At 33.7% G+C, this 25,397-nt stretch carries 21 protein-coding genes; 11 read left to right on the forward strand and 10 right to left on the reverse strand.

The window, feature by feature from the left end:
* Nucleotides 1–44: 44 nt before the first annotated feature.
* The 5 genes from BW939_RS08455 to BW939_RS08475 all read right to left on the reverse strand — a co-directional run bounded on the left by BW939_RS08455 (nucleotide 45) and on the right by BW939_RS08475 (nucleotide 6,930).
* Nucleotides 45–860 carry a hypothetical protein gene (locus tag BW939_RS08455; protein ID WP_076451590.1) on the reverse strand — a complete coding sequence of 272 codons (816 nt, stop codon included), beginning with the start codon at nucleotides 858–860 and terminating at the stop codon, nucleotides 45–47.
* A 165-nt stretch (nucleotides 861–1,025) separates the two neighbouring features.
* Nucleotides 1,026–2,078: an agmatine deiminase family protein gene (locus BW939_RS08460; protein ID WP_076451591.1), complete on the reverse strand. Its 1,053-nt coding sequence runs from the start codon at nucleotides 2,076–2,078 to the stop codon at nucleotides 1,026–1,028.
* Between the two features lie 6 nt (nucleotides 2,079–2,084).
* Nucleotides 2,085–2,960 (reverse strand): carbon-nitrogen hydrolase, encoded by an 876-nt coding sequence (locus BW939_RS08465; RefSeq protein WP_076451592.1) that lies wholly within the window; start codon nucleotides 2,958–2,960, stop codon nucleotides 2,085–2,087.
* A 312-nt stretch (nucleotides 2,961–3,272) separates the two neighbouring features.
* The gene (gene asnB, locus BW939_RS08470) at nucleotides 3,273–4,943 is read right to left on the reverse strand and encodes an asparagine synthase B (protein WP_076451593.1); all 1,671 of its coding nucleotides are present in this window, start codon (nucleotides 4,941–4,943) and stop codon (nucleotides 3,273–3,275) included.
* Between the two features lie 322 nt (nucleotides 4,944–5,265).
* Nucleotides 5,266–6,930 (reverse strand): GLPGLI family protein, encoded by a 1,665-nt coding sequence (locus BW939_RS08475; protein WP_076451594.1) that lies wholly within the window; start codon nucleotides 6,928–6,930, stop codon nucleotides 5,266–5,268.
* Nucleotides 6,931–7,053: 123 nt separating this feature from the next.
* Here BW939_RS08475 and BW939_RS08480 point away from each other — a divergent pair, with 123 nt between their 5' ends.
* A complete protein-coding gene (locus tag BW939_RS08480) occupies nucleotides 7,054–7,368 on the forward strand; it encodes a hypothetical protein (protein ID WP_076451595.1) in 315 nt (104 codons plus the stop codon).
* A 64-nt stretch (nucleotides 7,369–7,432) separates the two neighbouring features.
* Entirely contained in the window at nucleotides 7,433–9,805 is a 2,373-nt protein-coding gene (locus BW939_RS08485) for a TonB-dependent receptor (protein ID WP_076451596.1), read from the forward strand.
* 192 nt (nucleotides 9,806–9,997) lie between these two features.
* Here the strand turns inward: BW939_RS08485 and BW939_RS08490 are convergent, their stop codons facing one another.
* Both BW939_RS08490 and BW939_RS08495 read right to left on the reverse strand, forming a co-directional pair.
* Nucleotides 9,998–11,905, reverse strand: coding sequence for a T9SS type A sorting domain-containing protein (locus BW939_RS08490; protein ID WP_076451597.1), 1,908 nt, complete (start codon nucleotides 11,903–11,905; stop codon nucleotides 9,998–10,000).
* Between the two features lie 238 nt (nucleotides 11,906–12,143).
* Entirely contained in the window at nucleotides 12,144–13,349 is a 1,206-nt protein-coding gene (locus BW939_RS08495; RefSeq protein WP_076451598.1) for an RsmB/NOP family class I SAM-dependent RNA methyltransferase, read from the reverse strand.
* A 375-nt stretch (nucleotides 13,350–13,724) separates the two neighbouring features.
* On the opposite strand from BW939_RS08495, the gene BW939_RS08500 reads away from it, so the two are divergent.
* Nucleotides 13,725–14,057 carry a zinc ribbon domain-containing protein YjdM gene (locus tag BW939_RS08500; protein WP_076451599.1) on the forward strand — a complete coding sequence of 111 codons (333 nt, stop codon included), beginning with the start codon at nucleotides 13,725–13,727 and terminating at the stop codon, nucleotides 14,055–14,057.
* Nucleotides 14,058–14,562: 505 nt separating this feature from the next.
* On the opposite strand, the gene BW939_RS08510 is transcribed toward BW939_RS08500, so the two are convergent.
* Complete coding sequence (locus BW939_RS08510) at nucleotides 14,563–15,498, reverse strand: sulfate/molybdate ABC transporter ATP-binding protein (RefSeq protein ID WP_076451677.1); 936 nt, start codon at nucleotides 15,496–15,498, stop codon at nucleotides 14,563–14,565.
* Between the two features lie 73 nt (nucleotides 15,499–15,571).
* Between BW939_RS08510 and BW939_RS08515 the strand changes: the two genes are divergently transcribed.
* The 4 genes from BW939_RS08515 to BW939_RS08530 all read left to right on the forward strand — a co-directional run bounded on the left by BW939_RS08515 (nucleotide 15,572) and on the right by BW939_RS08530 (nucleotide 19,986).
* Nucleotides 15,572–16,234 (forward strand): YceI family protein, encoded by a 663-nt coding sequence (locus tag BW939_RS08515; protein ID WP_076451601.1) that lies wholly within the window; start codon nucleotides 15,572–15,574, stop codon nucleotides 16,232–16,234.
* Between the two features lie 139 nt (nucleotides 16,235–16,373).
* Nucleotides 16,374–17,384, forward strand: a complete 1,011-nt coding sequence (pheS, locus tag BW939_RS08520; RefSeq protein ID WP_076451602.1) for a phenylalanine--tRNA ligase subunit alpha — start codon at nucleotides 16,374–16,376, stop codon at nucleotides 17,382–17,384.
* 374 nt (nucleotides 17,385–17,758) lie between these two features.
* The gene (locus BW939_RS08525; protein ID WP_228417164.1) at nucleotides 17,759–19,348 is read left to right on the forward strand and encodes a sensor histidine kinase; all 1,590 of its coding nucleotides are present in this window, start codon (nucleotides 17,759–17,761) and stop codon (nucleotides 19,346–19,348) included.
* Nucleotides 19,345–19,986 (forward strand): response regulator, encoded by a 642-nt coding sequence (locus BW939_RS08530; protein ID WP_076451604.1) that lies wholly within the window; start codon nucleotides 19,345–19,347, stop codon nucleotides 19,984–19,986. Before BW939_RS08525 ends, BW939_RS08530 begins: the two co-directional genes overlap by 4 nt.
* Nucleotides 19,987–20,741: 755 nt before the next feature.
* On the opposite strand, the gene BW939_RS08535 is transcribed toward BW939_RS08530, so the two are convergent.
* Nucleotides 20,742–21,512: a DUF3108 domain-containing protein gene (locus BW939_RS08535; RefSeq protein WP_076451605.1), complete on the reverse strand. Its 771-nt coding sequence runs from the start codon at nucleotides 21,510–21,512 to the stop codon at nucleotides 20,742–20,744.
* 151 nt (nucleotides 21,513–21,663) lie between these two features.
* Between BW939_RS08535 and BW939_RS08540 the strand changes: the two genes are divergently transcribed.
* Together BW939_RS08540 and BW939_RS08545 are read left to right on the forward strand one after the other, a co-directional pair.
* Nucleotides 21,664–22,719, forward strand: a complete 1,056-nt coding sequence (locus BW939_RS08540) for an NAD(P)/FAD-dependent oxidoreductase (protein WP_076451606.1) — start codon at nucleotides 21,664–21,666, stop codon at nucleotides 22,717–22,719.
* 12 nt (nucleotides 22,720–22,731) lie between these two features.
* Entirely contained in the window at nucleotides 22,732–23,061 is a 330-nt protein-coding gene (locus BW939_RS08545; RefSeq protein WP_076451607.1) for a 2Fe-2S iron-sulfur cluster-binding family protein, read from the forward strand.
* Between the two features lie 152 nt (nucleotides 23,062–23,213).
* Here BW939_RS08545 and BW939_RS08550 read toward each other — a convergent pair whose 3' ends face one another.
* Nucleotides 23,214–24,053: an alpha/beta hydrolase family protein gene (locus BW939_RS08550; RefSeq protein WP_076451608.1), complete on the reverse strand. Its 840-nt coding sequence runs from the start codon at nucleotides 24,051–24,053 to the stop codon at nucleotides 23,214–23,216.
* A gap of 188 nt (nucleotides 24,054–24,241) precedes the next feature.
* On the opposite strand from BW939_RS08550, the gene BW939_RS08555 reads away from it, so the two are divergent.
* Nucleotides 24,242–25,015, forward strand: a complete 774-nt coding sequence (locus BW939_RS08555) for a HipA family kinase (RefSeq protein ID WP_076451609.1) — start codon at nucleotides 24,242–24,244, stop codon at nucleotides 25,013–25,015.
* Nucleotides 25,002–25,385 carry a DUF3037 domain-containing protein gene (locus BW939_RS08560; RefSeq protein ID WP_076451610.1) on the forward strand — a complete coding sequence of 128 codons (384 nt, stop codon included), beginning with the start codon at nucleotides 25,002–25,004 and terminating at the stop codon, nucleotides 25,383–25,385. Before BW939_RS08555 ends, BW939_RS08560 begins: the two co-directional genes overlap by 14 nt.
* The last annotated feature ends 12 nt before the right edge of the window (nucleotides 25,386–25,397 follow it).

Below are 25,397 nucleotides of genomic sequence, written 5' to 3' on the forward strand. Positions count from 1 at the left end.
AAAAAAAGCAAAAAGTCTTGCGATTTCTCACAAGACTTTAAATATTATTTTCTAGGTTTTTCAACCCCAATCCAAGCTTCTCCTTCTCTTTTCACTTGGCTAAGTGTATAGGTTTCGAAATCTTCTGTTTTGTATTCTATGTTATCTTTATTTTGCTCAAACGGCATGATGTAGAAGAAATCTTTATCTGTTTTATCAGCTTTAGTTCCTTTTTTCATTGTCGGCATATACTTCGTTTCAAATTTATATTTTGGAAGATATTGCTTTACCGAAGAGTAAAATCCTTTGTTGTCTTTTTCGTTCGGGATGATGTCTACAATCTTGAAATCGTCTTTTTTTCTGTCTATCCAAAGGTAGTAGTTCTTTTCTTCGCGAGTTTTTTTGTTTAAAGATGTAAATCCAAAAAACTCTTTAGGAACTAATTCTTTTATTTTTTCAGGATCAACTTTAGTCCAGTATTCACCTTTCGAAGGGTCTACATACGTTTCTAAGTTGTAAAGTAACACTTCGTTGTTCTGAAAGTTTTTGTTTTTGAAATATTGATCCAAAGAAAGTTCTGCTTTATCTCTGATTTCTTTGCCTTGTCCTTCCAATTTTTTTGTAGGATTTTGAGGATTTATTTTTTTTACAAATTCGTACAAAACCACAGGTTTTACATCCTTAAGGTGAGGGTAAGTTTTAAGCTGTTCTGCTTTTACCAGCCAGTAATATTGCTGGTAGTAGTCTTCTTTTTCCTTTTCTTTTATGGTTTTATATTGGAGCGCGAGTTTCTTTGAGTTGAGAAATCTTCCGAATTTACCTTGTCCGAAAGCCATACCCACGGCCAACAAAGCAAACAAAACACTTACTTTTCTTTTCATTACAAACACAGATTATAGATATAAATATTTTTTAACTTTTCAAATATAATTATTTATTATATAAAAAGTTTAATTATTAGTTAAATTATCAAAATATTCTTCATTTTATTCAAAAAATAGTTGCTAAAGAATGAAAACTGAAATATTTTAAGCAAAATTATGCTTTTATTGCACTGCAGGTTCTTGCTGGCTCAAACAATGGAAGCTTCCCAATCCCCAAATAATTGCAGTAGAATCTATCCCCACTACTTTTCTCTCCGGAAAACATCTTTGAATGATTTCTAAAGCTATAGGATCTTTGTCGCAGCGATAGGTTGGAACAATCACATGATGATTTGAGATATAAAAATTGGCATACGAAGCCGGCAGTCTTTGTTCGTCCCAGATAACTGGGTCTGGCATTGGAAGCTCAATAATATTTAAAGGAGTTCCGTCCAAAAGTTTCATTTCTTTTAACTGTTGAAGATTGGTTTGAAGAATGCCGTAATTGTCATCGTCAGGATTATCTTCTACAACGGTAAGAACGGTATTTTCGTTCACAAATCGTATGGTATCATCAATGTGCCCATCTGTATCGTCTCCTACAATGCCGTCTTCTACCCAGAGAACTTGTTCTTGTCCGTAGTAGCTTTTCAGGTATTCTTCTATTTGTTCCTGAGAAAGATGAGGATTTCTATTTTTATTTAAAAGACAGGATTTCGATGTTAAGATGGTGCCTTTTCCATTAAATTCCACACTTCCGCCTTCCATAATAATTCCGGGATGAAAAACAGGAATTTGAAATTCTTCCCCGATTTTGGTAGGAACTACATCATCCAAATCAAACGGTGGGTATTTGTTTCCCCATGCATTGTAACCCCAATCAACAATCACTTTTTGTTCTTCAGCACTAGGATTCACCAAAAATGCAGGACCGTGATCTCTGCACCATGCATCGTTGGTTTCGTTTAGAAAAAATTCTATATTTTCGATGTTTGCTCCGGCCTGCATAATGCAATCCATCGCAAATTTTTGCATTTCATTATCTTTTACGTTGATTCTCACAAACTCATCCTGAGAAAGTATTTTTATAAATTCACAGTAAAAAGGATAAATCTCATTCAGTTTTTCTGGCCAAGATTCTTCCTTGTGAGGCCAGCTTAGCCAAGTAGCTTCGTGCGGTTCCCATTCTGCGGGAAATCTGTACCCTAAATTTTTTGGTGTATTTTGTAAATTCATTCAATTTTAATCTTCGTCAATAAATCTTTTAGTAATAGGCTGATAGCTGTCTATTCTTCTGTCTCTGAGGAAAGGCCAGTGTTTGCGAATGTAATCGGTCTGCGAAAGATCAAGCTCTGTAACTTCTACTTCTTCCTTATCATGCGAACCTAAGTACAAGAGTTTTCCTTGTGCATTGGTTACAAAGCTTCCGCCCCAGAATTTCATTGCGCCATCTTGCTCAAAACCAACTCTGTTGACAGAAACTACAGGAACACCGTTGGCTACTGAATGCGAACGCTGAATCGTCTGCCAAGAATTGTACTGATCTGCATTGGTTTCTTCATCTTGGTCTGTTGCCCAACCAATTGCAGTAGGATAGAACATGATCTCAGCTCCCATCAAAGCAGTGATTCTTGAAGCTTCAGGATACCATTGATCCCAGCAAATCAAAACACCAATTTTAGCAAATTTTGTTTGAAAAACTTTGTATCCTAAATCTCCTGGAGTGAAGTAAAACTTTTCATAAAAAGCAGGGTCATCCGGAATATGCATTTTGCGGTACTTACCAAGGTAAGTTCCATCTGCATCAATAATTGCAGTTGTATTGTGGTATAAACCGTGTGTTCTTTTTTCGAATAACGATGCGATAATCACAACGCCTAATTCTTTAGCAATGGGCGAAAGAGCTTCTGTAGAAGGTCCAGGTATAGCTTCTGCAAGATTAAAATTATCATAATCTTCAACATCGCAGAAGTATAATGATGTGAATAATTCTTGAAGGCAAATAATTTGAGCACCTTTTGCTGCTGCTTCACGTACTTTTTCTATGGCTTTATTGAGGTTGGCCTGTTTGTCTGCAACGCACGACATTTGTACAGTTCCTACTTTTACTTTAGACATTGGATTCTTTTTTTACAAAATTAAGATTTAAAATAGAGAATAGAAAAATCCCGAGAATAAAAATTCGCGGGATATTAATTATTTAATTTTGTTAAAAGTTTTTGTGATTGTCCGTTATTAATGATGATGCCGATTTTTAACGCAAAGATTTCAAAAAGTTTTTTTTAAAACTACCAACCGTCTTAAAGAATGCAAATTAAAATTCCCCGATTTCATAATAATTTTAAAAAATTATCGGTAAAGGCGTAAACTTAGCTAATGAATACAAAGGGTTTTCAATTATGACAGATTGCGCACCATTGTACAAGTTTTTTAATAAGAATCGTCATGTACGGAAATGACTGCTCTTCCGCTAGGATCATTCATTTTTTTAAATGCTTCATCCCATTCTAAAGCGATAGGAGTAGAGCAGGCTACAGATGGCACAGAAGGTACAGTTGACGCTGCAGTCTCACTAGGGAAATGTTCTTCAAAAATTGTACGGTATCTGTATTCTTCTTTGTTCTGTGGGGTATTGATAGGAAATCTGAATTTGGCATTCGTCATCATCTCATCAGTCACATATTTTTCGGCAACTTCTTTTAAGTTGTCAATCCAAGAATAGCCAACACCGTCTGAAAACTGTTCTTTTTGTCTCCATGCAATAGATTCTGGTAAAAGATCTTCGAATGCTTTTCTAAGAACCCATTTTTCAATTTTCCCTTCAGATTTATTAATCATTTTATCTGCAGGATTCACGTTCATAGCTACATCCATAAATTCTTTATCTAAAAAAGGAACTCTTCCCTCAATTCCCCAACTCATTAAAGCTTTGTTAGCTCTCAAGCAATCATAGAGATGAAGTTTGTTGAGTTTTCTTACTGTTTCATCATGGAATTCTTTTGCATTCGGAGCCTTATGAAAATATAAATATCCACCAAATAGCTCATCAGAACCTTCTCCGGAAAGCACCATTTTTATTCCCATCGATTTAATTACTCTAGCCAATAGATACATTGGGGTGGAAGCTCTGATTGTGGTTACATCATACGTTTCCAAATGATAAATAACATCACGAATGGCATCCAAGCCTTCCTGAACGGTAAAATGTACTTCATGGTGTACACTGCCTATATGATCTGCTGCTTTTTTTGCCGCTTCAAGATCTGGTGAGCCAACCAGTCCTACAGCGAAGCTATGAAGTCTTGGATACCAGGCTTCTTGTGTGTCTCCGCTTTCAACTCTTTGTCTTGCGTATTTTGCAGTAACTGCGGAGATGATGGAAGAGTCTAAGCCGCCGGAAAGCAGAACTCCGTAAGGTACATCGCTCATCAATTGCCTGTGTACAGCTTCTTCAAGGCTTTTTCTGATGGCTGCAATGTCTGTAGTATTTTCTTTTACAGCATCAAAATCTTCCCATTCTCTTTTGTACCACAGCTGTAATTCTGATCCTTCAAGACTATAAATGTAATGACCAGGCAAAAATGTTTCTATGGTTTTGCAAACGCCCTCCAAAGCTTTAAGTTCAGAGGCTACATAATAGTTTCCGTTTTTATCCCAACCTTGATAGAGCGGGCAAATTCCCATGTGATCTCTTGCAATAAGGTAAACATCGTTTTTTATATCATATAATGAGAATGCGAAAATGCCGTTGATTTTCTCTAAAAAATCTTTGCCATGTCTTTCGTATAAAGCGATAATAACTTCACAATCTGATTCGGTTTGAAACTCGTAGTTGGGGAATTCTGTTTTTAGTTCTCTGTGATTATAGATTTCTCCGTTAACTGCTAAAACAATATTTCCGTCTTTAGAAAATAAAGGTTGTTTTCCTGAAGAAGGATCTACGATTGCCAATCTTTCGTGAGAGAAAACTACTTTTTCACTTTGAAAAACACCACTCCAATCTGGGCCGCGATGACGAATCTTTTTAGACATTTCCAAAACCTGAGGTCTTAGGATTTCTGTGTTTTGTTTAGCGTCAAACAAGCATACAATTCCGCACATATTTCATTTATTTAAAACAAAAGTAGAATTATAATTAAAAAATATCAAGTAAAAATATGAATTGGTTTAAATTTTAAATTAAATAGTGGTAATTTGTTAATTAATTTATTTTTTTTAATTAATTTTAATGCATTTGGTTGAAATTTTTAATCAACTAATATTAAATGCTTAAAATTTATTGAAAAGTAAAGTTTTTTAAAAAATAATGGTAATTGGGTATATGGAATATCAAATATTTTCCCGTACTTTGGACCGAAATAATTTTTTTTCATCATTTGTGTTTTTACCTTCTTGCAAGCAATTGCAAGGAGGTTTTGTTTTTTTAGTCTTTACCCAAAAGAACAGCGGAGATATTCCATGAGCTAAAACTGTTTCCTTCGGAAGCACCTTGAGGTATTTTAACCTGAATGTGATGTTTTCCTGCTTTTAAATTTCCTATTTCTATAAACTGAGGATTCGTTACGGTGCCGGGACACCAGTTTGATCTGCTGAGATCTGATGAAGAAAGACCGTCTGCAAAATTACCCGATGCAGGGTTGAACAGCCTGTAAGAACCGCATTCTGACTTCCACGGAATGAATGAAAATGCTTTTATTCCGTCCACAAAAATAGTATTTGTTTTAGGTAAAAATTCATCACCATTTTCCCATCCACCATGTCCGGTTGTTATGTATCGCATGGTAACGTTTTTCATCTCTTTATCAAGTGTAAATTCCATCTCAAGGCCTTTTTCGCTACTAAACATGGTGGCATAATCTTGACCAGCCATTTCCATGATATTGATGGTGCTGAAAACCGGAATCACGATATTGTTTTTGTGTATTTGCTGTGAACTTTTGTGAATGGTAATATCTAAACTTACCTTGTGACCACCTTTATCATAATTCCCAATGAAAGTACCTATCCAGATTTCTTTTTCTGAAAGTGCTGGTTTCAACTCTGTAATATCCTGACGAAACGGGCTTGCCGTTTGCCATGTTTTGTCTTTTAACTGTATATGATTAAATTTATTGATACCGAAAGACGTGAAAAACCGCATCATTTCTACAGCTGGAAGATAATTTTCTGTTGCCGTAACGCCGTAATATTGTTTTCCGTTACCGTTTTCAAATAGTGGAAGTGTTTTTATACCATTTTGAAGTCCATCAAAGAAAGTTTGTTTTTTATCTTCGGGGATGTAAAATACCGTTCCTGTACGGTCGTAAGCGTCGCCGTTGGATTGCTGTTTCACTTCAACAAAGATATTTTCACCTTCAGTTATTTTTGGGAATTTTACTTTCTTTAAAATAACAGTGCCGTTGGCAAATCTTTTTATGCTGTCGTTTGATTTGGATTCTTCGGAGAAATTGATGGTTTCATTTTCAAAAACTTTTATTGTGGTAAATTTACTTCTCCAAAGCAAATCTCTGTAGCTTAAAAGATCTGATTTTGAAGGTTCTTTATTGATGATTTTCTCAATCCCCGTTTTCTTAATTTTTTTAACCGAAACTGCCGTTGTTGCAGAATTTCCGTTTCTCTCAATCTGGAGAACCAATCCTAGATTTTGTCCGAGACTTGATGGGCCGCCTTTCAATTTTAGATCATTGCTGTACCAAACTTCAATGGTGTTTGAGTTGATTTTGGTGACTGCTTTTTTACAGCTGTAGCCAAGAATTTTTTTGGTTTCTGAAGTTACTTCAAATTCTTGTTTCGCAATAGATTCTGCATCTGAAGTGGAAACAATTTTATTTTGATTTAAAAATCCGTAGGAAATAATGGTGTTGCTGGGTTTTTCGATTTTACTGATTTCGAAAGGGAATTCTGTTTTCTGATTTTTAATATTCGTATTGAGAATGTAATTTTCGGTTTCGCTTACCCATGTTACCGTTTTGGGTTGATCGGCTTGTACTTTTCCGTTATAAGAGCTTTCGTACTCTATTTCATACGTTTGAGCGTGATTTAAAATGGATAAAAGTATGAAGCAAACTAAGAAAATTGATTTTTGCATGATGTATTATGATTTTCACAAAGATAAATTTTAACGGTTAAATTTTCATTCACTTCATTATATTTAGTTTTTAAAGATAATGATCAAATAGTTTATTGGGTGAATAACGAATTTTGTTTTAAAATGAACTTAGAGAGATTTAAATCTGATAATGTTTACAAGGATTTATGGAAAGATGAATTAAAGGTGAGGGATTTTAAATATTACATTCAATCTGATTCTAATAATTTTTTCGTTGTCTTCACTAATGAAAAATTATTCAGCTTTTTTGATGGAAATGAAGATCATGAAGCGACTGATATTGAAGTTGATAGTACTAGGGATATGTACCCTTTTGGTATCTCACGCGAAAAGATAATGGGTAAGATTATCATTTACAATCGGGATGATTTCTTTATATATGATATTCATAAAAAGAAATTGCAGAAAATAGAGTAAAAGAAATAAAGATACATGTAATAAAAGGTTGTATTGTGTTGTCTTATTATCAAACTCAAATTTAATGTTTAGATTTTTTCTCCTGTTGATGCTGTTTTGGGCATCGTTTATTTTTTCACAAAATGTTGAAGGAAATGTTATTTTAAAAGACAAAAAGCCGGTTGCTTATGCTGAAATTATTCTTAAAAAGAACCAGTTAAAATTTTCGGCTATTTCAGATGAAAAAGGTCATTTTAAAATTCAGCTCAAAGAGAAAGGAAATTATTCTTTAGAAGTTTTTAATGATGGCGAACTCATTCTTTCAGATGAAATAGACGTTGATGGCGATGTGAATAGAAATTTAGAAATACCCAATTCAGATTTACAAAAAGCTAAAATTTCTGAGCATAAAATAGAAGGGGTTTTGGTAATGGGTAAAAAGAAAATCATTGAGAGAAAAGTTGACCGGTTGATTTTCAATGTAGAAAATTCTGTGGCCTCGCAAGGTCTTGATGCTGTGGAGGCTTTGGCAAAAACCCCAATGCTAAGAACTACAGATAAAAGCATAAGCATTGCAGGGAAAAGTGGAGTAGCTGTAATGGTGAATGACAGACTTTTGAATATTTCGGGTGATGAACTGATAAATTATCTTAAAAATCTGCGATCCGATGACATTCAGAAAATTGAAGTGATTACAACGCCACCTGCAAAATACGAAGCGCAGGGAAAAAGTGGTCTTATCAATATTGTTCTTAAGAAAAATACAAGTTTTGGGTGGAATGTTTCTCTGCAATCTAGTCTGAAAAATCTGTATTGGAATGTTCCGTCTGTCTCTACAAGATATGGAGCAACGGTTAATTATCAGGGCAAAAAAATTTCAGCGTCTGCAAGTTACACAGACGGGAATTTCTATTGGCGTATGAAAGGGTACGAATACAGTTCTGGCAATAACAGCTTTTGGAATACTGATAGCTATTTCTTCAATAATTTGCGAAATAAAAGTACAGATTGGAAGTTGGAATATAAACTTAGTGATAAAAGCACAATAGGAGGAAGCTACACCTATTTTTTTGCCAATCCGTTGGAAACGGTGAAAAATTCTTCTTCAATTAAAGACGAATCTGGTGAAAGGCGTTTTACATCAGATGCCGTGGCTCTTAATCACAGAAACAATCATTATGCAACGTTGTTTTATGACCTTAAAATAGATAGTTTGGGCAGTAAGCTTAGTATTTCCGGGAATTTAATTTCAAATAATGCCAATGCCGACGACTTCTACAATACACAAACTGATCAGTTGGTTTCTACTTATATTAATCCCATTAATCAGTATAGAATTTACTCTGGGCAGGTGGATTTGGAAAAGAATTTTAAAAAGTTTAAAACAGAATCTGGTTTGAAATTTACCAAAATAAAAAATGATTCTTATTTTAATTTTTATGATTTAAATGATGGAATTCAAACGATGAATTCTACTCAAAGCAATAATTTTTTTTATGATGAAAATAATTATTCGGCCTACGTTTCTGGTAATTATGAATTGTCTGAAAAATGGAGTGTCAAAGCTGGTTTGAGATATGAATTTACCGAGCTCACCGGAATTTCGCCCAATGAAAATCTAACCACAAAAAATCATTACGGAAAATTTTTCCCAACAGCTTACATTGGCTATAAGCCGAATGATAATAATGCGTTTTCTATAAACTATTCTAAGAGAATTAACAGACCTTCGTTCAGAGATCTCAATCCTTTCAAATACATAAGTTCGGCTTTCGAGTATTCTTCAGGAAACCCTTATTTGAGACCGTCTTTTACCGATAATGTAGAGTTTAGCTATGTTTTAAAAAATAACTTTACAATTACCGCATTTCACAATTACAGTAAAAATGATTGGGACAGATTGCAGCGCATTGATAACGGAATGAAATATACCATCATCTTTAATTTTTATAATCAAAACCAAACTGGTGTCAGCCTGAGTTATAATTACACAAAATTAAGCTGGCTGGAAGCTAATGTCTTTCTAAATGCTTATTATGTAACATCAAAAACTTTTGTGGATGATGCCATTCAGATGCCTGGAAGTTACGGCTCAGATTTTAATGTGGACAATACTTTTTTTCTCAATAAATCGAAAACTATTTCGTTCATGCTGGGAGCTTGGGGCAATATTCCGTACAAAGAGGGGAATACTTCGTTTAAAGGTATTGCCTCAGTTTATTCAGGGTTAAAATTAAATTTAATGGATAAAAAACTAATGCTCAATTTTTTAATGAATGATGTTTTGAATACAGAAAGAGAAAAAGGTACAGAGTTTTATAAGGATTTCGGTACACAATATTATTTTAAAGGTATTAGCAGGAATTTGAGTTTATCACTCACCTATAAATTTGGAAATAACGATGTGAAGGGGGCTACAAAGCAATTGAAATTTGATGATCAGAATAGAGCTAGATAAGGTGGAGATTTATATTTAAGATTTGAAAAGTCACTGATTTTATTATATTTTTAAAAAATTATCGGTAAGGGCATAAACTTAGCAAAGAATACAAAGGCTTTTCAATTATGACGGTTTGAGGACAATCAGAATTTTTTTTTTTTAAAAAACTCAGGATGCTTTTCGTATCCTGAGTTTTTAATTTTTGAAAACTTATCTTTTAATCACTTTTGTAGTCTTAAACGTTCCGTTATCAAATTGGAATGATATTAAATAAATTCCTGCATTCAGATCTCTGAGGTCAAGCTCATTAGCCGGGGATAAAGTTTTTACAATTTTACCAGACAAGTCTGAAATATTAATGGTTTTCATATTTTTCACATCAGAAATTTTAATAAAATCAGCAAAAGGATTAGGGTATACAGAAATGGCATGTGCTTTTTTGCTTGTCTCGGCTACAGCAAGACTAAAAGCAAATTCATAAGCTCCCAAATCTGGTGCCGTTCCTCTCGGAGCTCCGGCGTAGTCTATCGTAACCTCAGCAAGTGGTGTTCCGCTATTGCTTAAACTGGCATTAGCAATATCTGTTGAATTCAAATTTAGATCTGTAGCACTTACAAAAGCTGGAGATATATTTACAGAATTTGCGTTACCACCAAACCCCGTCTGCACATCTGCTAAAGTTGCTCTTGCAGATCCAATAAAACCTAAAGCTGTACCTGTGGTGTAATAATCATTATAATTAATGTTTGAAAACGCGGTATTGGCAGCTGCAGAATAGATTGCATAACGTGTTCCTGCTGTTTTGTTGTTGATGAAAAGATTATTTCGTACATCGAGTGATGTTGCTGTAGAAACTACATAGAGTCCCGTGCTTATTCCTGTTTCTGCATTTGAAGTATTAAGGTTTACGGTATTGCTGTAAATGCGATACCCTCCACCAGAAAAAACATAAATTCCTGCTACTTGAGAAGCTGCTGTACCTTGGATGTCTGAAACTAAATTATTATAAGCAACTACGTTAGCAGCAGTAGCGCTTGATCCTAATAAAATTCCCTGCATTGGGGTGCCTCCGGTGTTGTTGTTTTTTAATCCACTTATTTTATTGGCGTACACTTTCACATTTGATGTGGCGCCTCCCACATATATACCATTACTGTTGATATAAGTGAGTATTCCGCTGATTTCGGTAATAGTGTTGTTGAATACATTGGTTAAAACATTTGTAGCTCCAGGTGTAACGTATATCCCTGAAGCATAGCTTATTCCTGTAGTTGAAGTTGCTGTGTTTTTCACACTTATTGTATTTCCTGATATGGATGCCGAATTGGTGCCTGCTCCAAGGTTAATGCCTACTGAGGCTGCTGGTGTAGTAGTTGTGCCGCTGCTTGGGCGTACAATCGCAATATTGTTGTTGGTTACCGTAGAAGAGCCTCCCACTCCAGCAATGTAGATTCCGTTTTGAACAAAATTGTTGGTGATTGTATTTCCTGTAATCAATAAATTATTTCCGTTAGTTGCGCTAGTTGTATCAGCTAAAACAAAAACGCCGTTATACCCAGAATTAAATGTGTTGTTCTGTACAGTGATATTATTAAAGAAACCGGCAGCAGTAGCACCATTGGCAATCACAAAATTAGTACTTGTGTTTCCTCCGCTGGTAAGAATTGAATTTTTTACAGTGACGTTTGTAAGGGGCGAGGTGCTTGTCGCAGATCCCATATATACTACTGATGCTGCTGTAGTTGCAGTATTGCTGAAAGTAAGGTCTTTGGTTGTTCCACCCACAGTTGATGAGCCGTCAATAGTAACGTTTGATCCCAAAATAGTGATCAATGGTGCCGAAGCTACAGCTCCTGTAACTGTAACTGCAGCTGTAGGCTTAATGTTGATTGAAGTGTATGTGGTAGCTGCGTTCAAAACTGCTGATGCGGTTTCTGTAGTATTTGCAGTTATGCTGAGATTAATATTACCTTGATGTGTTCCGGAATTGATGGCATCAAAAGCACTCTTTAAAGTAGTATAGGTAGCGGTTGGTGTGCCTGCTGATGCAGAAACATTCACTTGTGCGCTGGCGTAAAGGCCGGATAAAAGCAAGCCAGAGAATAGAATTTTTTTCATACTTTTTATATTAAAATTAAATTATGTTGTTAAAATGGTAATGATTGTTTAAAAATAATAAAAATTATTTAATAATATTCAAGTTTTAATGATTAGTAATGTTTTTTTTGATGGGCTTGATTTATTTTCATCGAGTAAACAACGGCGATTTATTGATAAAGTCGTGCTGAAGAATGAAAAAAAAAATCCGCTTCAACTATAATTTTGAAGCGGATTTATATTTATTAAGCTCGATTAATTAAGAAACTCTCTCAATAAGAGCCATGTAGAAACCGTCATAGCCTTCGCTAGGCATCACTTTTTCGTCTTTTATCAATTTGAAATTCGGATTGTTTTTAATGAATTCATCTACCTGCTTATTGTTTTCGGACGGTAAAATAGAACAAGTAGCGTAAACCATTTTTCCACTAATCTTCAGCATTTTAGAATAGTCTTGAATGATCTGTTGCTGTTCTTTTTTGATTCTGTCGATAAAATCCTGATTTATTTTCCATTTGCTGTCTGGGTTTCTTTTCAAAACACCCAAACCAGAACATGGCGCATCAATCAAAAGCCTGTCAACCTTATCATGAAGGCGTTTTATCACTTTTGTATCTGTTATCACTCTGGTTTCTATGTTGTGAGCTCCGGCTCTTTTTGCACGACGTTTCAGTTCTGCCAATTTCCATTCGAAAATGTCAAGGGCAATTATTTGTCCTTTATTTCCCATTAAAGCCGCCAAATGTAGTGTTTTTCCACCTGCACCTGCACAGGCATCAACCACTCTCTGTCCTTCTTTTACATCAAGAAAATATCCAATTTTTTGTGAAGAAGCATCTTGTACTTCAAATAAGCCTTCTTTGAATGCGGTTGTAAGAAAAACATTCTTTTTTTCTTCAAGCTGTACCGCATCAGGATAGTTTCTAATGGTAAAAGCGTTTACGTTTTCATCTGAAAGATCAGAAATAAGTTCTCTTGGTGTTGTTCTTAAAGAGTTTGCGCGCAAAACTGTAGGTGCTTTTTCATTTAAGGCAATCATTTCCTTTTCCCATTTTTCGCCCAACTCTTTTTCTAAAGTCTCTACAAGCCATTCTGGGATAGAATGCTCTATTGCTTTAGTAGGAACAGTTCCTTTTTTTAGTTTTGTAGTGATGTCGGCGATTTTGATGCCTTCAAATTCTTCAAATCTCTTGTAATTGGTTTTGCTCCAAAGAAGATAAGCAATGATTAATTTGTAGATATTAGTGGGTTTCACACCTTCTCCCATATAATATTCAAGGCGTTTTTTCCAGCGGATGATATTATAGAAAATCTCAGAAACAACTGCTCTGTCTTGGCTTCCCCATTGTCTGTGGGCTTTCAAAAGTCTTTCTATTACTTTATCTGCGTATTTGTTTTTTTCGAAAAAAGTTTCTTGTAAAGCATCGTGAATACCGATCGCCAGGTTTCTGTGAATTAATTCCATAAATTGCTGTAAGCTGTTTGAATATGCAAAAATACAAAATTAAGTTTAAGGTTCAGCGTTTAAAGTTTTGGTTGTGGAATTCAAAATTCAAGCTTTGGAGATGGTTCATCGTGATCAATATTGTAAACAAATTATAATTTCAATTTTAGTAAATGATTGCTTGTTACACGCAAAGCCTTTGTACCAAAGACAATAATGATAAACGATAGTTCTATAAGAGCGATACCTTTCTTAAGAATGAATTGCGTAGGGTCGGTTTATTTTGATTTTCTTTTTTTTTTTTTTGAATTTTAATATTGAAAGATTTGCAATGCAATAGTTAATAATATTATTTCATCCAACACAAAACCTTACCTTTGCAAAAAATTAAAAAAAATGAGCGACGCGGTGATTTGCCCGAAATGTCAGTCTGAGTTTACTTATGAGCAAGATGATCTGATGGTTTGTTCGCAGTGTTTTCACGAGTGGAATCCTGCAGAAACAGATGATTCAGATAAAATTCTGGATGCCAACGGAAATGAATTGAAAGATGGCGATTCTGTAGTGGTTGTAAAAGATTTACCTGTGAAAGGAGCTCCGAAACCTGTAAAAGCAGGAACTAAAGTGAAAAACATCCGTTTAAGACCCAATAGCGACCATAATATTGATTGTAAAATTGATGGTTTTGGCTCAATGGCTTTAAAATCTGAGTTTGTAAAGAAGGCGTAATCGCATTTTGGAAAATTCACTTTCAAAAATTAGTAAAAAAATATGCTTTCAAGTAGAATTTATTTTAATAATATTCTAAGGAATATGCTGGCTTCTGTAGCCGGATTTATATTTTGTTGGATGATATTCAGTGCTATTAATACCAATACTAGCGAAGAAATAATATTGGCAGGTTTTGGGATATTGATGGTTTTTGCTGCTTTATTTTTTTACAGTGCTATTGTAGAAAATATACTTTTTTTTATCACGAAAAGAAGAGGGCTGTTTTCTATTTTACTCACACATTCTACAATGATTGCTATAATGTGCCTTACCTATTTTTATTTAGAAAGAGAATTTTCTTTGGAGATGTGTTGTTTTTTAATCGTTTTTATATCAGCTCAAATTATGGGTTTCAAGTATCAAAACAAAGTACATTTAAGAAAAATAAAAAAGGGAGAGAATTGTACAGTGTAATCTTTCTGATATTTTATTTATCTATATTAAGCCGTTGTTTTTCTTGAGGTTAAATAAAGTTTAAGTTAACAAATCCTTCAGTTTTATCCTCGGTATAAATAATGATTTCTTTGTTTTTTGCGGCCAATTTATTCCAATAAAAACTGCCTGCAAAACGGCTTTCAAGAACTTCTGCAGCAATCCCGTTTTCTGAAATTTTTATTTCTCTGGGATAATATGAAAACTTTGAAATATTAAATTCATTCTTTTCCTCTTCACTAAAAATATTGACTTCGCCGAAAAGTTGAGCAACATATTCGTTGTATGGATTTTTGTAAATTTCTTTAGGATGATCATTCTGAATCAACCTTCCTTGTTTCAAAATCACCATTTGATCTAGCCAAGGCAAAATATCCTGAATTTCGTGTGTAGAAATAATAAGAGAAATGTCATTTTGCTTTACATATCTGAAAAGCCTTTCTCTTAGCTCAATTTTTCTAGAAAAATCAAGATTAGAAAACGGTTCGTCTAGTACCAAAAGTTTTGGTAACACGGAAAGAGCTCTTGCAATAGCAACCCTTTGTTGTTGTCCTCCACTCAAATATTTAGGTAAAATAGAGGCAAATTCTGTAAGCCCAACGACGTCCAAAAGTTCATTTATCGTCTCTTTTTTTTTAGTAAGATTACTATTAGATAAAAATTTACCCACGTTTTCGGCAACGGTTGCATACGGCATCAGATCAAAATTTTGGGCTACATATTTCATTTCTGGTTCTCCTGGAACTAGGTTTGCTTTTGGGCCAAAAGTTTTTTTTCCTTCAAAAATAATTTCGCCGCTTTCCCAATTAAGAAGTCCATAAATAAGACTCAGAAGCGTAGATTTTCCGCAACCGCTTTCTCCGGCAAGTGCAATTATTTTACCAGAATCGAATTTTAGATTCATATTCTGAAAAAGCGGTTTCTCTTCAGAATAAGAAAAAAACAAGTTATTAATTTCTAAAAGCATTGTACAAATGTAAGGTTTTTGCCAAAAAACTCTCATTTTTTAGTAAATTAGCCTTTTAAAAATTTAGAAAAAGATGAAAAGATTACTATTTCCAATTGTGTTGTCTGTAATGATGGGTGGCTTGCTTATAGTCTCTTGCGGTAAAGAAAAGCCTGTGTATAGCGAAGCAAATGAAGTTGCCACTACAAAAGATGGAGCAAAATATGTCTTGGATACTTTAAGCAGCAGAATAGAGTGGAAGGGGTACAAAGTATTTAAATCTGAAAACACCAGTCATTTTGGAAATATTAAATTTGAAAGTGGAGACGTTACCATAAAAGATGGAACTTTAGAAAGTGGTAAATTCGTAGCAGATATGACTTCTCTAAGTTCTGAAGACCTTAAAGATAAAGCTGATCAGCTAGAAAAATTGAACAGTCACCTAAAAAGTGCAGATTTTTTTGAGGTTGATAAATTTCCTACCGCATCTTATGAAATTACAAAAGTTTCACCCACCGCAGATGGCGATTATAATACTGTTTTAGAGGGTAATCTTAGTATTAAAGGAATTTCAAAGCCGGTACAGTTTAAGGCAAATGTTTCTGTGAAGGGCAGTGAAGTGAGTATAGCGACAGAGCCAAAAGATATTATGCGTGAAGATTTTGAGGTAAAATTTCAATCTCCGACAGAAAACGGGGTGATTAAAAATGATGTTACTTTACAAATAAAAGTGAAGGCATTAGAAAGAAAATTGTGAAAATAATCAAAACCTAAACAACGCTCTGGTAAAATTTAAAATCCGTTTCTAAAGAGACGGATTTTTTATCTTAAATACAAAACATTTTTAAACTGAAAATCGTATTTTTGCACAAACATTTTTTGAAAGGGTAATAATAATGATAGAAAAGATAGAAGAACTTTTGGTGGAAGTAAATAGTTTCAGTTCATCTTCAAAAGATGATATTGAGAACTTTCGTATAAAGTACAATGGCAAAAAAGGTGTCTTGAATGATTTCTATGAAACATTGAAGGTAATTCCGAATGACCAAAAAAAGGAATTTGGACAAAAGATTAATACTCTTAAAAATGCAGTAAATGTAAAATTAGAAGACCTTAAGAACGCTTCTGCAACTACACTTATCCTTGAAAAAGATGACTTAACGAAACCTGCATTTCCTTTAGACTTAGGCTCAAGACATCCTATCAATTTGGTAAAACATAGAATTATTGAAATTTTTAAGTCTATCGGTTTCGCTGTAGCAGACGGCCCTGAAATTGAAGACGACTGGCATAATTTTAGCGCCCTTAATCTCCCAGAATATCATCCGGCGAGAGATATGCAAGATACTTTCTTTATAGAACAAAATCCTGATCTTTTGTTGAGAACGCATACCTCATCTGTTCAAATACGATATATGGAAGAAAATCAGCCCCCAATCAGAATTCTTTCTCCGGGGAGGGTTTTCAGAAATGAAGCGGTTTCTTCACGTTCGCACTGTATTTTCCATCAGATTGAAGGTTTGTATATTGATGAAAATGTGAGTTTTGCAGATTTGAAACAAACCATTCAGTTTTTTACTACTGAGCTTTTTGGTAAATCTAAAATTAGATTAAGACCTTCTTACTTTCCTTTTACAGAGCCAAGCGCAGAGATTGATGTGTATTGGGGACTAAATTCTGAAACCGATTATAGAATTACAAAAGGAACGGGTTGGTTAGAAATTATGGGTTGCGGAATGGTAGATCCTGCAGTTTTGAAAAATGTAAATATAGATTCTGAAAAATACTCTGGTTACGCTTTTGGTATGGGGATTGAGAGAATTGTGATGCTTCTTTATCAAATGAGCGACATCAGAATGTTTTTTGAAAATGATATTAGAACTTTAGAACAATTTAAGACTTTGTAATCCTAAATTTTATAAATATTTATCCTGTGATTTTTTTACGGGATTTTTTTTGTACCTTAAAACTCAATAAAGTAGTAGTAATTTCGAAAAATATTTTTTAATCATAAAAGTTACTTCACTTTTTACATGAATTTTAAATTGTTTTTGTAAATAAGTGTAAATTTACTGTCTTTTATTTTGTTTTGAGAGGAGAAACATTAAAACTAAACATTACCTGATTGAGTATGAAAAATGTTGCAGATATTTCAAAACCTTATGGTTTTCGTTACAGAAAGCTTGTACACTATTCTTTAATTCTATGCATCCTGTTTATTCAACTGATAATTGCTGCTTTTTTTTATAACGAATTTGTAAAGAGTAAAAAATTATCTTTCTTGCAAAAACAACTAGATGAGATTCATTCTTTAGAAAATCTAACTACAGAATCTAGGCGAGAACTTCTAGTTGCACAAGATTATCTTCATAAATTTATGACTTCAAAAGATGAAACTTTTCTAGAGTCTTACTTTGCATCTTTGAAAGCTCTTGATGCTCATTTGAATAATATTAATAAATACGAAGACAGGTTTCCAAAAATTAAAAATCTTCTAGCATCTAGAAAAGAGAATTTTGCTAACGAGAAAGATTTAAAAAAACTAATAGATTCTACTCACCAGTATACAAGTGATATTAATTTAAACAATCAAAGTGAGCTTCCAGATTTCGAGAAATTCAATTTAGATTATGATTTTGATAAGTTTAATGTAGTTTTAGATACCAAAATCTATAGCGATACCGTAGTAAAGAAAGGTCTTTTCGGGAGATTGGGTGAGGCCATTTCTGGGAAAGGGAAAAGAGAAAAAGACAGCGTCGTAATCACGGTGAAAGAGGGTGTGATGCCTACCTCAAAATCCATAAAAAAAGATTTTGACCGTATTATAAAGCAGGTTAACAATCATTATACAGTTCAAAATAATAAGATTAAGGTAAAAGTAAAAGACAATCAAATTGATAATGATAATTTTTATAAAATTTTTAATGATCTTTTTATCTATAGCAACAGTTTGATGAATGTATATGAAACTGCAATAAAAGCCTCCAAAACTGATCTTGAGAAAGAATATGAAAAGCAAAGCGACAAGAATAACGAGATAAGAACATATCTTGTTTTCGGATCGATGATTTTGATGTTTGTGGTTTCTATTTTAATCATGTTGCTTACGAGAATTGCTTTTGTGTATGAAAGAAAGCTCAATGAAGCCAATCTTAAAATAAAAGAAAATCTTAATTTCAAAAATAGAATCTTGGGAATGTTGAGCCATGAGCTGAGATCTCCTTTGAAGATTATGGATATTTTTATCAGAAGAATAAAAAAGAAAACCAATGACGAAAGTATCCAAGAATATTTAAAATCTATAAGTTTTACCAATAATACTTTGTTAATACAAGCCAATCAGATTTTAGATTACACAAAAAACCAACAGATAAATAATAAATTGAATCTTGTTGAGTTTAATTTAAACGAAGAAATAGATGCGATCTTAAATTCTATACAACCTTACATTGAAACCCGAAACAATAATTTTGTTGTAGAACAAAATATAAATCCTGGATTAATGGTTTATTCTGATAATAATAAAATAAATCAAATCTTTATGAATATCTTGGGGAATGCAAATAAATTTACAGAAAACGGAGAAATAAAAGTAGTAACCACAGCCGAGAAGATATCTGCCGATACTGCAGTTTTAAAAACCACAATTACGGATACTGGCGTTGGAATTTCGAAGTCTGATTTAGAAAAAATATTTGAACCCTATTATCAAGGTGTGATTTCTGACAAGGTGGAAAATCTTGGTGCTGGTTTGGGTCTAAGTCTTTGCAAAGAATTGGCAGAATTGTATTCTGGCTTTTTAAAAGTGGATAGTGAAAAAAATGTCGGTACTAAAGTAGAATTTTTATTGAACTTACAAATAAAAAAATGACAAATCAAAATTTGAAAAACGTAACGTTTGTACTTGCAGATGACCATAGTTTAATAAGACAAGGAATGGAGATTGTCATTGAAGAAGCAGGTTTTGAGGGCAATATTTACCATGCATCAACTTTACAGAAGCTATTGAAGTGCGTTTCTGAAAATGAAATCGAAATTGCGGTTATAGACGCTGTTTTCCCCGACGGAAATAGTGTAACCATTATTCCTGAACTAAAAAAAATAAAGCCTGAGCTCAAGGTTCTTGTGTTTTCTGGTTTGGAAGAAGAAGATTATGCCCTGAAATTTTTCAACGCAGGAGCTAATGGTTTCCTGACGAAAGTGAGCGAGGAAGAAGAGATAAAAAATGCGCTGTTGAAAATTTATCATGAAGGAAGATATATTTCTACTGTTTCTCAAGGTTTAATGATGGCCTCATTACAAGTGTCGCCAAAACAAAATCTTCTTTCAAAACTTACAGAAAGGGAAATTCAGATTGTAAAAATGTATGTACAAGGCTATGGTAATTTAGAAATTGCCAACCAGCTAGACATTAAACAAAATACAGTAAGCACAATAAAAAAACGTGTTTTCGAAAAACTTGATATTGATAATCTCGTAGATCTTGCTGACCTGCTAAAAAGCCTTTAATATTATTCACTTTTATTTGATTCTATAACGTTTTTGTGAAGCTCAATATTTTTGCTTATCATAAATATTGATTTTAATATTCAAGACTAATTTTATTTTTATAAAAAAAATATCGTTTTTAAAACGCTAACTCATTCATTGTTAGTGTTTTTTTTGTTTAGTAGAATTTGTTTTTTCTACTTTAATATATTCTTATCATTTATTTATCGTAAAAATACGGAGCGTTTTGTAGAAAAATATCTACAAGCTGAGTGATAAATATCTACAAGATTTATTCGTTTTCTACTTTCATATCACTCTATATTTGTATCAAGAAAAATGCTCATTGTAACACAGGTTAAACATATGTTTTCTGAAAAGGATTAAGTGATTTCCATGCAATAAATAAAACACATCCTATCAGTGAGCAAAGGTATTAGGAAAATTATTTCAATATATTAATTTTTGATTTGGTGTGAATGAACACAAATGATGAACACCTAGTATCATATTGACAGAGCCGAAAGGCTCTGTTTTTTGAAACTGAAAAATTATTAATAAAAACACATTTATATATATTCTAAAAACACAATTGATTAACCAAAAGTATCCTATTTATTACGCCTAACGGCTTTTAAATAGGTGCTTTTTTTCTTGCTAAAATGCCAATATGGCTTTAATGATAATGTATTTTCAACCAATACAGTTTAGTTTAGTTTTTATAAATCAAAAGCCCTCAGAATTTCTGAAGGCTTTTGTATTTTCTATAAATAATATCATTTAATAAATTTTATTGGATATTTCACGTTTTTATAACTATCCAAACTTGCTTTCAGAGATCCCACCGCAAGCTCTGCTTTCAGAAGCACTGGGATGTGATTGGCATCATTAGTTACCCACATTGTAACGCCTTCCTTTTCCTTAAAAACTCTTCCGCTTTTTACAGACGGTATAATTTTCAAACAATTTACTTTTCCGAATTTTGTGTTTAAATTTTCTGTTCCCATCACTTTTAGCTGAAAAGCAAACATTTCATCATCAATCCAAACATTCATGTTAATCACCCTTCCAGTACGCAGTTCATTGGGGGTTCTGCTTCTGAGATAATAAAAGCAAGAAAGCATATCTTGAACACCTTTTACAGATTTTATTGTTTTGGTTCCGTTTGAGGGCGTTTTTTTATCAGTTAGCAGCAACGTGTTGTTGTTATGATTAAAATTGGTTTCGAAATGCTGTCTGTAGCTACCTTCTTTTACGTTTCTTACATAGAATGTTGGCAATTCTGTTTCAGTATTAATATAACTTTCGTAGAGATCTTCAACTTTAAAAAAAGCTTTTACGGCACCAGTCGTGGAGCCTGTCCCTTTTACATATAAATGAGGTACACCTCGGAAATTTCCTCTTTTAGTAGTAAGGTTAGCATTTCCGGCAGTTAAAAACCCATAGTGAATCCTAAGATTAATAGATTCCCCATCTGCAATATTACTAAGCTGAGCTTGCGAAAAACTCACAAAAAAAATCGTAAGAATACTGAATAACTTTTTCATAAACTTTTGTGTTTCAAAAATATTGCCAAATATAATACCTTTATCGTTTGAGATTTGATAAATCTCAGTTTTTTATTTAGACTTAATTAAATATGCGTTGCATTAAAATTTGTATTTTTGCATTTAATTATTTTCTATAAAATTATTACGTATGATAACTACAGATATATTGATAATAGGAGCGGGTCCAACGGGGCTTTTTGCCGTTTTTGAAGCTGGTTTGCTAAAAATGAAATGCCACATCATTGATGCCCTTCCTCAGCCGGGTGGTCAGTTGGCAGAGCTTTATCCTAAAAAACCTATTTTCGATATCCCTGGTTATCCTTCAGTGAATGCCGGTGAATTGGTAGATAATTTAATGGAACAAATAAAACAGTTTCAGCCTGGGTTTACCTTAGGTGAAACCGCAATTTCATATACAAAAGTTGATGACGAATGGTTTGAAGTGGTGACCAACAAAGGAACTGTTCATAGATGTAAAGCCATAGCGATTGCAGGAGGACTAGGGACATTTGAGCCAAGGAAGCCTACCATGGAGAATATTGCCGACTATGAAGAAAAAGGTCTTGAATATTTTGTAAAAGAACCTGAACACTTCAGAAATAAAAAAGTGGTAATAGCAGGAGGTGGAGATTCTGCCCTAGATTGGAGCGTTTTCTTATCAAATGTTGCTAGCGAAGTAACTTTGATCCACAGAAGAAATGAATTCCGTGGAGCTTTGGATTCTGTAGAAAAAGTTCAGGATTTGAAGAATCAAGGTAAAATTAAATTAATCACCCCGGCAGAAGTTACAGCAATAAAAGGCGAAGGGAAAGTTGAAGCTATTACAGTAGCAGTTGACGGACAAGAACCTTTCGATATTGAAACAGATTATTTTATTCCTCTATTCGGTTTAACCCCGAAATTGGGCGAAATTGCTCAGTGGGGTCTTAATATTGAGAAAAATGCGATTGTGGTAAACAATGCTTTAGATTATCAAACTAACATTGAAGGTATCTATGCAATTGGAGATATCAATACTTATCCTGGAAAACTTAAATTAATTCTTTGTGGTTTCCACGAGGCTACTTTGATGTGTCAAAGCGTTTATAATAGGCTTAATCCGGGAAAAAAATTCGTTTTAAAGTACACAACAGTGAGTGGAGTAGACGGTTTTGATGGTTCGAGAAAAGAAGCGGAAAAAGCAGTTGTGAAAAAAATTGACTAATTTTGAGAAATTATGTCAGATATTAATATTAAAATTACCGACAGAGAAGGTGTAACTCACGCTATTGTAGCACCTACAGATATGTCTATGAACCTAATGGAAGTCGTTCGAGCTTATGAATTGGCAGAAGAAGGAACCATAGGAGTTTGTGGGGGCATGGCAATGTGTGCTTCTTGTCAGGTTTATGTAGAAGAAGATCCAGGTTTGGAGGAGATGGGCGCTGAAGAAGATGCAATGCTTGCAGAAGCTTATCATGTGAAAGAAAACAGCAGACTCGGTTGTCAGTTGCATATCGTTCCGCAGATGGAAGGTCTTGAAGTAACTATTGCTCCATATCCTTAGAATTTTACTTAAATCATATAGAAACTCCCGAAGATTTTTCGGGAGTTTTATTTTTATTTCAAAAATTATAAATTTTGCCTTAATAGCAATGTAATCTTTCCTCATTTATTGTTTTGAAATAAGTATTTCCAACTACTTTACAATATCTTCATTCACAATTTTTTATTTATAAAATCGATGCATTTCTCCGTTACCAATGCAAGGTCATAAGGCATGGAGGTTTCTTCCCAAGGTTCTTTTGCACCAAAAGTATGATTGGCATTTTCTACTAAAAAAAGTTCCGAATTGGGATTTAATAGATGAAGATGATCAGCATTTTTTGGCAATACAGATTCATCAGAACTACCGTGCACTACCAAAACATGAGCTTTTGCCATTTCCATTGATCTCTCAACATCCAAACGGTGTAAATTATTTTCATAATCCTCGAAAAACTGATAGTAATGAGGCATCTGTTGTCTTGTTCTGCCGTTTTCTACAAAATAAACACCTTCTTTTTTCCAGTTTTCCAGCACTTCATTTTTTGGGAATCTTTCCAAAGAATCTACACTAGCCAATGTAATCAAACCGTGAATTCTACTATCTTCTGCGGTTTTAACAATAGAAATACCGCCACCTCTACTGTGACCGATAAGAACTATCTTATTTTTATCTACCTTACTTTCGTTTGAAAAATAATCAATAACAAAGCTCAAATCGGAAAGCTCTTTAGAATAATTATTATTTCCGAAAGCTTCAAGATCTGCAAACTCATCAGGGTTCTCAACAGTTGTACCGTTGTGTGAAAAATTAAATTTAACAAAATAAAATCCGGCTTCTGCAAATCTTTCGGCCATCAAATTCCAACAACCCCAATCTTTGTAGCCTTTGTACCCATGTACTAAAATCACCAATGGAATTTTGTTTTCTGTTTCGGGATAATAGGCATCTGCCAAGAAATTTTTGGTTTCAGGATTGTAGAGTTTAATGTTTTGATTATTAATGATTTTCATAATTTTTATCTTTGTTAGTTGTCTTTGCTATTTCTTGTAAGTTTACAGATTTTGCTTATCATTGTTTAATTCAAGAGAATAAGCCAAATCAATGCAATTTGCGAGAGAAATATTGTAGGATGAAACAAATTTTAAACCTAAAATAGCATAAATAGAATTAAACACAAAGTAAAACCTTATTTTTGCGTATGTTGAATTTAAGAACTGTAACGGTGATGCGATATATTCTTCCACTTCGGGAAGGGGGTTCATTACCGGCATTAGCAGAAGCTGATGATGATTTTAAATATGTTTTAAAATTTAGAGGAGCGGGCCATGGTGTGAAGATGCTGATTTCAGAACTTCTAGGCGGAAAAATCACGCAAGCTTTAGGATTGCCAATACCCGAGCTGGTTTTTGCTATTCTCGATGTAGATTTTGGCAGAACAGAAGCTGATGAAGAGATTCAAGATTTGCTTAAGTTTTCTGAAGGTCTAAATTTGGGACTTCATTATCTTTCAGAATCCATTGCTTTCGACTCTAGTATCAAGGTAGATTCACTTTTGGCTTCTAAAATTGTATGGTTGGATGCATTTATTACCAATATAGACCGTACATTTAAGAATACCAATCTTTTGATGTGGCATAAAGAATTATGGATAATAGATAATGGCGCTTCATTTTACTTTCATCATTCTTGGCAAAATTTTGATACTGCAGCTAAGACTCCTTTCAAATATGTGAAAGACCATGTCTTGCTTCCCCAAGCAACGAAATTGGATGAGGCAGACCAATGGGCACACGAAGTTTTGAATGAAAATGTTTTCAGAGAAATAGTTAATTTAATCCCGCAAGATTGGTTGCATTGGAACGATGCTGATGAAACTCCTGATGAAATAAGAGAAGTGTATTTTAATTTCTTGAAAACCCGATTAGAACATTCCCAAATTTTTGTAAATGAAGCCAAAAATGCAAGAAGATAAAATATACGAATACGCTGTTATACGTTTGGTACCAAAGGTGGAGAGGGAAGAATTTTTCAATATAGGACTCATCATGTTTTCCAAAAGAGAAAAATTTATCCAAGTGGAATTTTATTTATGCCCAGATAAATTTAAACTCATAAAAAGTAAATTGGATTATGATGACGTTATTAAAAATTTAGAAAGTTTTAAAAAAATTGCAGAAGGAAAACAAGAAGGTGGCCCTATTGCGATACTGGATATACCAGACAGATTTCGTTGGCTTACCGCAGTGAGAAGCGCAGTGGTGCAAACTTCAAGACCTCATCCTGGAAAGTCTAAAGATTTACAGAAAACTTTTGGTAAACTTTTTGTTGAGTTGGTGAAATAACTCAAAATTACC

Origin of the sequence: Chryseobacterium piscicola, assembly GCF_900156685.1 — a bacterium.
GTDB classification, from domain to species: Bacteria; Bacteroidota; Bacteroidia; order Flavobacteriales; family Weeksellaceae; genus Chryseobacterium; species Chryseobacterium piscicola.